This is a genomic window from Pseudomonadota bacterium (assembly GCA_039196715.1).
Taxonomy (GTDB): Bacteria; Pseudomonadota; Gammaproteobacteria; order CALCKW01; family CALCKW01; genus CALCKW01.
In genome coordinates this window covers 1-12,395 of the sequence record JBCCUP010000017.1, presented here as the reverse complement: position 1 = coordinate 12,395, position 12,395 = coordinate 1, and the positions used below count along the sequence as shown (strand labels likewise).

General features: G+C 66.4%; 10 protein-coding genes. 3 read left to right on the top strand and 7 right to left on the bottom strand.

All coding sequences use genetic code 11. The features are described 5' to 3' along the window. Positions 1-8: 8 nt before the first annotated feature. A complete protein-coding gene (locus tag AAGA11_08275) occupies positions 9-1,601 on the bottom strand; it encodes a trimethylamine methyltransferase family protein (protein MEM9602844.1) in 1,593 nt (530 codons plus the stop codon). 61 nt (positions 1,602-1,662) lie between these two features. Here AAGA11_08275 and AAGA11_08270 point away from each other — a divergent pair, with 61 nt between their 5' ends. Beyond that, positions 1,663-2,553 carry a LysR substrate-binding domain-containing protein gene (locus AAGA11_08270; GenBank protein ID MEM9602843.1) on the top strand — a complete coding sequence of 297 codons (891 nt, stop codon included), beginning with the start codon at positions 1,663-1,665 and terminating at the stop codon, positions 2,551-2,553. Positions 2,554-2,624: 71 nt separating this feature from the next. Here AAGA11_08270 and AAGA11_08265 read toward each other — a convergent pair whose 3' ends face one another. From AAGA11_08265 to AAGA11_08240, 6 genes are all read right to left on the bottom strand, one after another. Next, a complete protein-coding gene (locus tag AAGA11_08265) occupies positions 2,625-3,542 on the bottom strand; it encodes a dihydrodipicolinate synthase family protein (GenBank protein ID MEM9602842.1) in 918 nt (305 codons plus the stop codon). Further along, on the bottom strand, positions 3,532-4,236 hold the full coding sequence (locus tag AAGA11_08260; GenBank protein ID MEM9602841.1) for an aspartate/glutamate racemase family protein: 705 nt from the start codon (positions 4,234-4,236) through the stop codon (positions 3,532-3,534). The genes AAGA11_08265 and AAGA11_08260 overlap by 11 nt, the downstream gene beginning before the upstream one ends. After that, complete coding sequence (hydA, locus tag AAGA11_08255; protein MEM9602840.1) at positions 4,233-5,663, bottom strand: dihydropyrimidinase; 1,431 nt, start codon at positions 5,661-5,663, stop codon at positions 4,233-4,235. The genes AAGA11_08260 and hydA overlap by 4 nt, the downstream gene beginning before the upstream one ends. A gap of 74 nt (positions 5,664-5,737) precedes the next feature. Then, the gene (locus AAGA11_08250; GenBank protein ID MEM9602839.1) at positions 5,738-6,517 is read right to left on the bottom strand and encodes a DAHL domain-containing protein; all 780 of its coding nucleotides are present in this window, start codon (positions 6,515-6,517) and stop codon (positions 5,738-5,740) included. Beyond that, on the bottom strand, positions 6,514-7,536 hold the full coding sequence (locus AAGA11_08245; GenBank protein MEM9602838.1) for a cytochrome c peroxidase: 1,023 nt from the start codon (positions 7,534-7,536) through the stop codon (positions 6,514-6,516). Before AAGA11_08245 ends, AAGA11_08250 begins: the two co-directional genes overlap by 4 nt. Positions 7,537-7,594: 58 nt before the next feature. Continuing rightward, positions 7,595-10,021: an EAL domain-containing protein gene (locus AAGA11_08240; GenBank protein ID MEM9602837.1), complete on the bottom strand. Its 2,427-nt coding sequence runs from the start codon at positions 10,019-10,021 to the stop codon at positions 7,595-7,597. A 147-nt stretch (positions 10,022-10,168) separates the two neighbouring features. Here AAGA11_08240 and AAGA11_08235 point away from each other — a divergent pair, with 147 nt between their 5' ends. Continuing rightward, positions 10,169-10,843, top strand: a complete 675-nt coding sequence (locus tag AAGA11_08235) for a hypothetical protein (GenBank protein MEM9602836.1) — start codon at positions 10,169-10,171, stop codon at positions 10,841-10,843. 8 nt (positions 10,844-10,851) lie between these two features. Then, positions 10,852-12,084, top strand: a complete 1,233-nt coding sequence (locus tag AAGA11_08230) for a hypothetical protein (protein ID MEM9602835.1) — start codon at positions 10,852-10,854, stop codon at positions 12,082-12,084. The last annotated feature ends 311 nt before the right edge of the window (positions 12,085-12,395 follow it).

Here is a 12,395-nt window from a genome sequence, read left to right as displayed (position 1 = left end):
AGGGTCTCCTAGTGCCAGGCATCGGGAAGCGCGGCTTTGCGCGCGTGAATGAAGTCGTCGAGTGCCGTCGCAAGCGACGGGGCGATGTCGGGTTGGGTGTAGCGCGCGAGCATCTCTTGCCACGCGGCGGTGGCGCGCTGGTCGGCGGTGGGGTTGCCTTGCTCACGCCAGGTTTCGAAGGCACCCGGTTCCGGGATGACGGGTTCGAAGTTCGCGGTGGCGCAGTGGCGCAGGGTGTGCGCGGTGGACAGGAAGGTGTTGCCAGGCCCGGCTTCGCGGTACGCCTCGCGTGCGAAGCTGTCGCCGTCGACCTGTACGCCCTGCAGTAGCGTCATCATTGCGCCGCAGTGGTCGAGGTCCAGCACGAACTTCTCGTAGGACAAGGTGAGGCCGCCTTCGAGCCAGCCGGCGGCGTGCCAGACCTGGTGGCTGCCGGAGAGCAACGTCGCCCACAGCGCGTCTGCGCTGTCCTGCATGGCCTGTCCGTCCGGTGCGTTTGCCGCGGTCACTTGCCCACCACCGGCGCGCACCGGCACGCCGAGCCGGTAGCCGAGCTGTGCCAGGATGAGTGTGGCGAGGTTGGCTTCCGGTGACCCGAAGGTGAGCGCGCCGGACCGCAGGTTCATCGCCGCGTGAAAGCTGCCTAGCACCGCTGGACATCCCGGGCGTACCAGTTGTGCGAGCGCGATGCCGACCGAGGCCTCGGCGAGGGTCTGCGCGGCGACCGCCGCCGGCGACAGCGGTCCCATCGCGCCGGCGAACACCGCGGGCGAGACGCAAACGCACTGGTTGGCCTCAGCGTAGACCCGCAGGGCCGCCGACATGGTGTGGTCGAACACCAGCGGGGAGTTCACGTTGATGTTGGCCTGCATCACCGCGTGGGTGTCGAGGGTTGTGTCGCCGAACACCAGGCGCGCCATTTCGATGCTGTCTGTCGCTTGCTCGGGCGATGTCACCGCGCCCATGAAGGGCTTGGTCGACAACAGGAGGTGCGCCCGCACCATGTCGAGGTGGCGTTTGTTGACTGGCACATCCATCGGCTCGACCACCGTGCCGCCCGTGTGGTGCAAGGTCGGCGCGAGGTGGCTCAGCTTCACGAACGATTCGAAGTCCGCCAGCGTTGCGTAGCGGCGACCGTGGACCCGGTCGGTTACAAACGGCGAGCCGTAGCCCGGCATCAGCACCACGTGGTCGCCACCGAGCGTCACGCTGTGCGCCGGATCGCGTGCATGCAGCGTGAATTGGCTGGGGGCGGTGGCGCACAGCGCCCGCACCTGGCCGGGCGCAAAACGCACGCGCTCGCCGTCGACGCGCGCCCCCGCGTTGGCAAACAACTCGAGTGCCACGGCGTCGCCGCGAAACTCGACGCCGATGGTGTCGAGGATCCAATCGCCCTGGGCTTCGATGGCCGCGAGGGCGTCGTCGTCGAGCAACGCGTAGCGTGGTATACGTCGGCGGGACAGGCGCTTCGGTGTGACAGCTTGCGCGGTGTGACGCCGCCGACGCCGCACGGCGAGCGTTGAACGACGCGGACGTTGGGCGTTGGAGGGCATCGCTTGCTGACCACCAAACAGGCTCTGAACCCGATGTTGGGCGATCATCGACACTCTGAAAATCGAAAAATGCTATCCAGAGCGTTCAAGAAAATTATACGCTGAGGCTATGACGATCCACTTTCGCCACCACGATTCGTTACGCGTCTTCGTCGACGTGGCGCGCTACCCGAGCTTCTCGGAAGCGGCCGAGGCGCTGCACATGACCAAAGGGGCCATCAGCTACCAGATCAAGCTGCTTGAAGCGCAATTGGGCATGGCGCTGTTTGTCCGCGGCGCGCGCGGGTCCACACTGACCCGCGCGGGGAAGAACCTGCTCGCGCTGAGCGAGAGCCGCTATCGCGACCTCGAGTCCGACCTGCTCGCGCTGCGCGGATTGTCCTCGGAGACGCTCACCATCGGCGTGTCGACCTACTTCGCCGCCCGGTGGTTGTCACCGCGGCTCACAGCCTTCATGCAGTTGCACCCCGGTATCGTCTTGCGGCTGCAACCCATGGTGAGGTTGTTCGACCTGGAGCAGCAAGGGGTCGATGTTGCAATAAGATGGGGGCACGGCCGTTGGGATGACGCCGACATCCTGCCCTTTATGCCGCTGCCGACCTACCCCATGGGAAACCGCGCCGCCTTCGAGGCGGTGCAACAGGGTGGCGCGCGGCGCGCCCTGCAACGATTGACCCTGTTGCGCGACCACGACGACAGCAACGCCTGGACGGACTGGTGGTCGCACGCGGGGTGGCCCGCACGGCGGCGACGCGACACCTTGATCATCCTCGACCCGAATGTGCGCGTGCAGGCGGTCATCGACGGCCAGGGTGTCGCGTTGATGGATGCCCTGGTTCAGTCCGAAATCGACGCCGGTGCCCTGTGGGTGCTGTCTGACACCGGTCTCACGGACTACGGCTATTGGTTGGCGAGGCCGAGGCGCACGCGCCACAACGTCGCCGCCGACCACTTCATCGCCTGGATGCAAGCACAGACCACAGTCAATGCCGCAGTCTGATCGGACCCACAGTCAGGGAGCGACCGTGCTTCGCCACGCTTGCAGTTTAGGTGGCGTAGAGCCGGACCCGCCTAGAGACCCAGCGCCGCCAGAGCCTGGGCCTGTCGCGCCGCCAGGCGGTCGACTTCGGCGATCGCCTGGGTGGAGAGGGTCACACCAGGCTTGCGCACGGTAGGGTGGGCGATGATGCCCTGCTTCGCCAGGGAATACTTTCGGATTGCGAGGCCCATGCCGGGCTGGGCCTCGTAGCGCACCATGGGCAGGTAGGCGTTGAAGATGTCGTGCGCGCGGTCGCTGTCGCCGGCGCGGTGCGCGTCGACCACGCGCGCCATCATCTCCGGGTAGCCGAAGCCGGTCATCGCGCCGTCGGCGCCGCGCGCGAGTTCTTCGGGCAGGTAGAGCCCGCCGTTGCCGCACAGGATCGAAATCCGCCGGGCACCGGCGTCCGAAGCGGTGCGCAGCTGGCTGATCTTCTCGAGGCCGGGCCAGTCCTCGTGTTTGAGCATCACGCAGTTCGGGCAGGTCTCAACGATGCGCAGGATGACTGGCGTCGCGATCTGCACGCCGGTCGCGAGCGGGAAGTCCTGGAGCACGAAGGGCGCACCGTTGATCAGCTCGGCGATGTCCTGGTAGTAGCGCACGATCTGGTCGTCGGTGCGCAACTTGGACGGGGGCGCCACCATGACCGCGGCCGCGCCGGCGGCCATGGCGGTGTCGCTGAGCGCGGCGATCGCCGCGTACCCGGGTGCCGAGACACCGACGACCACCGGTACGCTGGCGCGTGCCACGACACGCCGCACCACCTGCTCGCTTTCCTCGGCGGTCAGTTTTTCCGCCTCGCCCATCATGCCAAGCACGGTGAGGCCGGTGGCGCCCTTGTCGATGTAGGCGTCGACCATGCGGTCGAGGCTCTCGGTGTCGAGTGCGCCGTTCGCCTCGAACGGTGTGGCGGCGATGGTGAAAACGCCTGACGCGGATTCAGTCAGCATGGGGCGGTGCCTGTGTGCGGTGGCTGAGGTTGAGGGCGATCTGGCCCAGTGCCAGGCTGGTTGCCACCTGGCAGGGCTCGACCACCGGCAAGCCGGTTTCACGCTCGAGCGTGTCGCGGTAGTGGGCCATGCCTGCACAACCGAGGATCAGCACGTCGGCGCCGTGCTCGCGTTTGAGGCGCAGGCCGGTGTCGATCATCGCGGCCTCGCAGGTGGCGCGGTCGGCGAGCTGCACCACGCCGAGCCCGAGTGCGAGGTCGCCGGCCAAGCGGTCGGTGACACCCATTGCGCCGAAAGCGCGCAGGTGTCGGGGGATCGAATTGGCCGCGATGGACACCACGCCGAAACGCTGGCCAAGCGTCAAGGCGGTCACAACGGCGGCCTCCTGAATGCCGACCACGGGCAGGGATGTGGCGTCGCGCAGGGCGTGTACGCCCGGGTCGCCGAAGCAGGCGATCACGTAGCCGGCGGCGTCGTGTTGGGCGCGCGCGAGCGCGAGCATCGGCGCGATCGTCAGGTCGGCCTGCTGTTGGCTCTCGATGCCGGGCGGGCCTGCGGCGAGTGTCAGGCAGCGAATCGGCACACCGAAGCGGCGCAACGGCGCGACCGCGGCGTCGATGCCGTCGGTCACGTGTTGCGACGAGTTGGGGTTGATGATGACCAGCGGCCGGTCGGCTGTGGCGGCTGGCGTCACGGCGCAACCTCTGCAGCGGTGCGGGGCGGCGGATCCGGCCGGTCGATCCACCGTCCGGCGCCGGGCGTGCCGTGAAAACCGCTCGGGTCGACGACGGTCTCGCCGCGCACCCAGACGTGGGTTGGCCAGCCGGTGACGGTGCGGCCCGCCCAGGGGTTGTAGCCGACGTTGTCGTGCAGGTCGTTTTCGCCGTAGGTCACGGTCGCCGTCGGGTCCCAGAGCGCGATGTCGGCGTCCTTGCCCACGGCGAGACGGCCTTTGGTGTGCAAGCCGTAGCGGTGCGCAGGCACCGTGGACGTCACGGCGCAAAAGGCCTCGGCGCCCAGCTGGCCCTGGCTGACCATCGCGTCGAACAACAACGGCAGACGGGTTTCGAGCCCCGGCAGGCCGTTGGCGATCTCGGTGAAGGTGGGCGCGGTGCCGGCGGAGAGCTTGCCGGTCTCGTCATAGCGGTAGGGCGCGTGGTCCGAAGAGACCAACTCGATGGTGCCATCGGCTAGCGCGGCCCACAGCGCGGCCTGGTCGTCCGGTGTGCGCTGCGGCGGCGAGCACATGAATTTCGCGCCCTCGAGGCCCGGTTTGTCGAGGACCTCCTCGGTCATGAAAAGGTAGTGCGGACAGGTTTCAGCCCACACCGGCGCACCGCGCGCTTTCGCGGCCCGGACCGCGTCGGCGCTGCCCGCCGCCGAGAGGTGAAACAGCATCACCGGTTGATCGAGGTGTTCGGCGTAGTGGCACAGCCGCGCCACGGCTTCGATCTCGGCAACCGGCGGGCGGGACGCCGCGTGGTAGCGCGGTGCCGTTTTGCCTTCGGCGAGCAAGGCGGCTTTTTCGCGTGCGATCAGCGCGTCGTTCTCGGCGTGCACGCAGACCAGGGCACCGTGTCGACGCGCAGCGCCCAACACCCGCAGGATGTCGGCGTCGCTGAGCTGGATGTTGTAGGTTGTGAAGATCTTCAGCGACCGGTGCCCGGCGTGGATGATCTCGGCCAGGTCGTCCTCGAAGTGCGGCACCGTGGTGTCGGAGACAATCACGTGAAAGGCGTAGTCGATCATGGCGCCGCGCTGCGCGCGTGCGGCGTAGTCCGAGAGCGTGTCCGCCAGGCGCTCGCCTTTCGCCTGCGCCGCGAAGGAGATCACGCTCGTGGTGCCGCCACAGGCGGCCGAGCACGTCGCCGTTTCGAAGGTGTCGGCGTTCATCACGCCCATGCCCGAGCGTTGCTCGATGTGGGCATGAACGTCGACCCCGCCGGGCATGACCCAGTGACCGCCGGCCGCGATCTCGTGTCGGGCGGGCCCGAGCGCCGGGCCGATCGCCGAGATCCAGCTGCCCGTGATCGCGAGGTCACCGTCGACGATCCCGTGCGGGGTGACGATGCGCCCACCGCGGATGACCGTGTCCGCGAGCGTGTCAGTGTCTGTCTGCATGGCCGCATTGTGCCATCAACGCACACAGCGCTGGCAGTCGTCGCACGTTGACGCAGCGCTGTCCTGCCGCGGGGTCAGTGCGCGGTGTGACGCGCGCTGCGAACAACCTGCACGGTCAGCCCCACCAGCACGAGGAAGCTCAACACGAACGAGATCTGCCACCGTGCCGCGAGCGACTGTGTGCGGTTGAGGGTTTCGGTGGATTCACCGTGCAGGCGCGTGAGGTAGGACGAGAACGAATGGTCCGAGATCGACCGCACCGTGGCCTGCTTGCGGCGGCCGACATCGACGATCAGTCTGGCGTGGGTCAGCAGCGTGCGCACGGCATCGGGCTGCGGCGCGTCGGAGTTCTCCAGGGTTGCCATTGCCCGGGTCAGCTTGTGGCTGGCGTTGACCTCGCCGGCCGCCATGTGTTCAAGCAACAACCAGAGCACCGCATCGAGCTCGTCGTGCGAACCGGCCGACACCGGTCTGAGGTCGGGGTGCGCCAGCGTCTCCCTGACGGCGCGAACCGAGTTCCGGTAGATCGCGAGGTCGGACTTGAAGTCGTCCACCAAGGTCATCTTGCGTTCGACGTGGTCGCTGACCTGGTTCAGCGGGGCGGTGCCGTGCTTGGATTTTGTCAGTGCGACAAGCGACGTCGACAGCGCCGAGAGGCGATCGAAGTGGGTGGTGAGCCCTGCGTTGAGAATCAGGATCTCCCGGTCGATCGCGGTGTTCAGCGAGTCGAGCTGATTCAGGTAGCTGGCGTCGTTGACGTAGGTGCCGAGGCCGCCCTGGCGGCTGAAGTGAAACGACAACGCCGTGAGGCCGGACAGGGCCAACAGCAACACCAGGTTGCTCGAGACCCTCACAGCAGACCCGCCTTCGGCTTTGCCGACAGGGCGCCGAGAAAGGCCTTGAGCAGCTGCACGTCCTCGTCGTCGAGCTCGCGCCCGAGCTGGTACCGCGCCATGATCCGGATCGCGTCCTCGATGCGTTCGACCGAGCCGTCGTGGAAATAGGGTGCGGTCTCCATCACGTTGCGCAGCGAGGGCACCTTGAACACGTGTTTGTCCTGTGGTCGCTGCGTGACGTTGAAGCGGCCGAGGTCGGCGTCGGTGCCGCCACCGTGGTCGGCGTAGTAGTCGCCCACGACGCCGAATTTCTGAAACATGTTGCCACCGACGTTCTTGCCCTGGTGGCAGGACACGCAGCCGAGGTCGACAAAGCGTTGCGAGCCGCGCAGGGCCTCGCCGTCAAGTGCATCGAGGTCGCCGAGCAGCCACCGGTCGAACGGCGCAGGTGTGATCAGCGCGCTCTCGTAGGCCGCGATTGCGTCGGTGACGGCATCGCGGTCGACGGCCTCGTAGCCTGCGTCGCGGAACCGCGTCGACAGTGCGCCGTCGGCTTGCAGGCGCTCGATTACCACCGACCAGTCGCTCGCCATTTCGGCCGGGTTGGTGATGGGGCCGGTCGCTTGCGCCTTGAGGTCGCTGGCGCGGCCGTCCCAGAACTGACGAAAGTTGTGCACGCTGTTCAGTACGCTCGGTGCGTTGCGCCGGCCACGCACGTCGTTGACGCCGATCGACACCGGGCGTGCGTCGGCACCGCCGCGTGCGACTTGGTGGCAGCTTGCACACGAGATCGACCGATCGTGCGACAACCGCGTGTCGTGGAACAGCAGCTTGCCAAGTTGAATGCGCGGGTCGTCCGGGTCGACGCCGACGCTCGAGATCGGCACAAAACCCTGTTGATTGTCCGCGTTGACCGAGTGGTTCTCGGTGCTCAGCACCGCGAGCGGCTCGGGTGTGCGCAGTGTGGTGTCCTGGCAACCGACGAGGCCGACGGCGAGCAGCAGGGTGGCGCAGCGTAGGGCGTGTGGTGTGTGCACAACTGACATCCTGTTCGTGTGTGCGGTGGGTCCTGGCAGCGCAACGCGCTGCGCGCAGTCACGGTCGCTTTTTCATCTGACCGGGTGTGTCGGGTGCAGCCTGCGACGGCTGAGGGGGCGAGAACGGGCGGGTCTCGCTGCGCCGCTCGGTGTAATCGGCGGGCCTGTAGTCCGCCATCCAGCGCCGGAAGTCATCCTCCGGCAGCGGCTTGCTGAAGAAATACCCCTGGGCGATTTCGCACTTGTGGTGCTTCAACCGGCGCAGGCTGTACTCGTCTTCGATGCCTTCGGCCACCACCGTCAGTCCCATGCCGTGGGCCAGTTCGATGGTGGTGGAAATCAGCAACTCGTCGTCGGAGTCGGCCGAGATCTGCGAGACGAAGCTCTTGTCGATCTTGAGTTCGTCCAGCGGCAGGTCGCGCAACTGCGCCAGCGAAGAATGCCCGGTGCCGAAGTCGTCGATGGACACCAGGATGCCTGCGGCGCGGAAGGTGTTCAGCGTCTCGACAGCCAGGTCCAACTCCTCCATCACCGAGCTCTCGGTGATTTCGAGGATCAAGCGCGTCGTCGGCACGTCGTGCTGTTCGAGCACCTCGGTCACGTAGCCGAAGAGGTCGCGGTCGAGCAGGTCGCGGGCAGAGAGGTTGACCGCCACTTTCAACGTGAAGCCGTCGTCCTGCCATTGGCGCGCCGCGGCGATGGCCTTCTGGATCACGTAGCGGGTCAGCAGTTTGATGTTGTCCGAGCGCTCTGCGGCCGAGATGAAGTCATCCGGCGGCAGAAAGCCGAGCTCGGCGTGTTGCCAGCGCACCAGCGCCTCGGCGCCGTACAGCTCGCCCGACGCGATCGACACCTTGGGTTGGAAGAAGACCTTCAACTCCTCGTGTTCGACGGCGGTGGGCAGGTCCTGCACGATCTTCAGGTAACGCGTGAAATCGGCTTCGCGACCGGTGTCGTAGGTGTCCAGACGCAGCTTCTTGCCCTTGGCGTCAACCGACGCGATCATCGCGTAGCGGATCAGGTCTTCGGCCGAGGTGGTGTGCGAGGGGTAGTGCGCCACGCCCGCGTGCGACTTGAGTGTGATGCGGGTCGAGCCGAGTTGCGTGCCGAGGTCGAGCTGGTCGGTGATGTCGCGCGCGAGCGCCTGTGCCGTGGCGAGGTCGGTGTTGCAGCAGGCGACGGCAAAGCGGTTGGTGTCGATACACGCGACGAAGTACCCGTCGCCGGCAACCGACGCGATCGTCCGCGCCGTCTCCCGCGTGAGCTCGTCGGTGGAATGCAGGCCGAGTGACGAACCGATGCGGTCGAGGCTTTGCATCTTGATCACGATCAGCGAGACCTCGGTCACGGCCTGGCTGTCGATCTCACGCTCGAGCACCGCGATGGTGTGTTTCTGGTTGGGCAGTCCGGTCAGCGGGTCGTGCAACAGCTGGTGTGAGATCTGGGATTCGCGGCTGGCAACCGCTTTGCGCATCTCTTCGAAACCTTGCGCCAGCTCGCCAATCTCGTCCCGGGAGGCCACGCGGATCTCGGTCTCGTACTCCCCCTTGGCGAGTGAGCGCGTAGCACTGGCAAGCGATCTCAGTGGCCGGGAGACGCCGGCCGACAGCCAGGCACCGAGCGCGACCACGAGCACCAACAACCCCACACCGAAAGCCAGCACGTTGTCCTTGGCCTTGAGGAAGTGCTGCAACGGTTTGAGCTTTTGCGACGCGAGCACGATGAACACGCGCTCGTCGGCGCGCGTCAGCGGCAAGTGCGTTACCCAGAATTCGTCCGGACCGACCAGCTTGGGGTACACCGAGTTGGCGGCGAGTTGCTTGTTGAGCAAGTCGGGCGGCGGGACGTGGCTGTGCGCGGCGTCGAAGGTGCTCACCGCCGTGTTGATGCCGGTGGCACCGATCTGCAGGATGGCGACGTTCAGGTCGGTCAGCTTGCGGATCGGTTTGGCGATGTTGTCGCCCACCCGGAAACCGAGCATCAGGTAGCCGATGGTCGTGGGCGCGCGCATCTCGGCGGTGTAGACCTGATACACCGATTTGCCAAGCACGATGGAGAAGATGTCGGGCAGGGCGCCGTCGTTGTCGAGTACCGTGAGCGCGTAGCGCTGGACGTGCCGTTCGAGCGCCGAGGTGGCCCGGTCGGACTCGCCGTCGTCGTCGATGTAGACAAAGGTCGAGAGGTCCGCGCCGATCCGGTTGGCGTGGTTGTCCAGGGCCGAGCGGGTCGACTCTGGATCTGAAATTGCAATCACTTCCTTCAGCGCGAAGTCGGACGCAAGCAGTTTGACGTTTCGCGAAATTTGCTGGTTTCGCGTTTGCACCAATTGTTCAGCGACTGCCGACCCGACGCGAAGCGCCTGTTTGGCGCCGGCCTCGATTTCCTGCTTTGACGTCTGCAGCACCGCGAGCATGGTGCCGGCCTGCGCGATCAGGACCGGGGTGACGGTCAGGATCAGCAGCTTGTGCAGGAACTTAAGTCGCATAGCCAAGGGTCGATATCGCGCTTAGGGGACGAGTCCCGTGGGGTGCCGCGTGCAGCGTGAACAGCCTGCTCTGTGCCGCAAATAGCGGGCCAGCGTGCCAACGGACGACGTCGCCAGGGGAGACGACGGATGCAAGGGAGAAGACGTGTGATCAAGGACCTGATGCGCCACATCGGCCGTGCGGTGGGCATTGCGATGCTCGGTGTGGGCGGTCTGTCGGCTGCGACCATCGACGTCGTGGTGCACGACCGTAAGGGAAACCCCGTACCCGACGTGGTGGTTCTCGCCGAATCGAGCACCGGCGAGCCCCTGCCGTTCGGCCCGGGTGCGCAAACCGTGTTCGAGATCGATCAGCACCACATGATGTTCGACCCGTACATCTCCGTGGTGCCGGTGGGCGCGTCGGTGAATTTCTTCAACAGCGACCCAACGGCACACCACGTCTACTCCTTTTCGAAGACCAAGCGCTTCACCCTGCCGCTCTACAAGGGCAAGGCACCCGACCCGGTCGTGTTCGACAAGACCGGTCTCGTGACCCTTGGCTGCAACATCCACGACCACATGGTCGGCTACGTGGTGGTGGCGGAATCGCACGTGCACGCGCGCACCGACGCAGCGGGCAAGGCGACCTTGACGTTCGACGGCGATGTCGAAGAACTCCAGGTGCGCATCTGGAGCCCGCGGATCCGCGACAGGCAAAACCGGCTCGCGCAACGGGCACGCGCGGGCGCGACGGTGCAATTCGACCTCGCCAAAAAGCTGAAGAAGCCCTACGCACCTCACAACGCGGATTCGAGCGAGTGGGAAGACTACGCGCAGTAGCCCTTGCATTGCCCGTCGCCCTGGCGACGGCAGCCGGCTCCGCCGCCAGTGCGGCGACTGGCTCGGCCGACCGTGCGCGTTGGCACCTTGGGGTTGAAGCAGCGGCTGCCGACCTCGACGGCCTGCCGTCCTGGGTCGACGGCTCGGTCGGCAAATTTGCCGCCCATGGCACCGAGCCACCGGTGCGCGGCTACGGCGAGCACCGCCGGCAACTGAGCGACACCGTGTCGGCCACGCTCGTGCTGGAGGCGACTGCCGACGGCATCGGTGACCCGATCAACGCCACCGAAGCCTACCTCCACTGGGCACCTGTGCCGCGCTCGGAGACGCGGTACCGCATCAAGGTGGGTGCCTTCTACCCGGCACTTTCGCTCGAGAACACGCGCGCGGGCTGGCGCAGTCCGTACACGATCAACTACTCGGCCATCAACTCGTGGGTGGCCGAGGAACTGCGCTCGACCGGCGTGGAAGTCACGGCGATCAAACGGCTGCCGTCGCTCGGTCCGCGGCACCGGCTGATCCTCCAGGGCTCGGTGTTCGGGGGCAATGATCCGGCTGGCTCGCTGCTGTCCTGGCGTGGCTGGGCCATCCATGACCGCCAGACCCGTTTTGGCGACAACCTGCCGTTGCCGTCGCTGCCGTTGAACCGCCCAGGTGAGCTGTTTCAGACTCAGGCCGCTGTGGTCGAACCGTTCATGGAAGTCGACAACCGGCTCGGGTTCACCGCCGCCGCCGAGTGGCAAACACGCGGGCGCTTCGCGCTCAAAGGGCTCTACTACGACAACCGCGGCGACCCCGAGGCGCTCGAGAAGGGGCAGTACGGCTGGGACACCCGGTTTTGGAGCGTCGGCGCACGGCTGGCGTTTCCGAAGAAAGTCACGGTGCTCGCCCAGTGGATGCAGGGCAACACCGGCATGGGCCCGTTGATGTCAGGCAAGCACGCCATCGACAACAACTTCGAGAGCCACTACCTGCTGCTGTCGAGAAAGCTGGGGCCGCACCGGCTCTCGGCCCGCTACGACCGCTTCCGGGTCGACGACGTTGACATCGTCACCGCCGACGACAACAACGAGCGCGGGTCGGCCTGGACTCTCGGTTACCGGTTCACGGCCTCCGAGCGATTGCAGGCCGCCACCGAGTGGACGCGCATCGAGACATCACGCGCCAACCTCGTGTTCAACGGCTTCGGCCCACGCGAAGTCGAGACGCTTTTCCAGATCCGCCTGCAGCTCGCGCTCTAGCAAGATCGAAAAAACACGCCACATCCCCGTGGGAGCCCAGTCCTCGCGCAGCGAGACCGGGGCGAAGTGATCTCGCCGCGGAGCACGGATTCAGCGATATTCGCGCGGCGTCCCTGCGGGACGGCCACGCTCCCACAAGGTCAAAGAAATACGCACCCCATCCGTGGGAGCCCGGTCCTCGCAAAGCGAGACCGGGCGAAGCACTCTAGCCGCGGCGCACAGATCAACATCCTTTCGCGCGGCGTCCCTGCGGGACGGCCACGCTCCCACAAGGTCAGAGAAATACGCACCCCATCCGTGGGAGCTCGGTC

What these genes read in the sequence shown, in the direction of transcription:
- AAGA11_08275 (MEM9602844.1), bottom strand. Translation starts at nt 1,601, where the DNA reads ATGATCGCCCAACATCGGGTTCAGAGCCTGTTTGGTGGTCAGCAAGCG.
- AAGA11_08270 (MEM9602843.1), top strand. Translation starts at nt 1,663, where the DNA reads ATGACGATCCACTTTCGCCACCACGATTCGTTACGCGTCTTCGTCGAC.
- AAGA11_08265 (MEM9602842.1), bottom strand. Translation starts at nt 3,542, where the DNA reads ATGCTGACTGAATCCGCGTCAGGCGTTTTCACCATCGCCGCCACACCG.
- hydA (MEM9602840.1), bottom strand. Translation starts at nt 5,663, where the DNA reads ATGCAGACAGACACTGACACGCTCGCGGACACGGTCATCCGCGGTGGG.
- AAGA11_08240 (MEM9602837.1), bottom strand. Translation starts at nt 10,021, where the DNA reads ATGCGACTTAAGTTCCTGCACAAGCTGCTGATCCTGACCGTCACCCCG.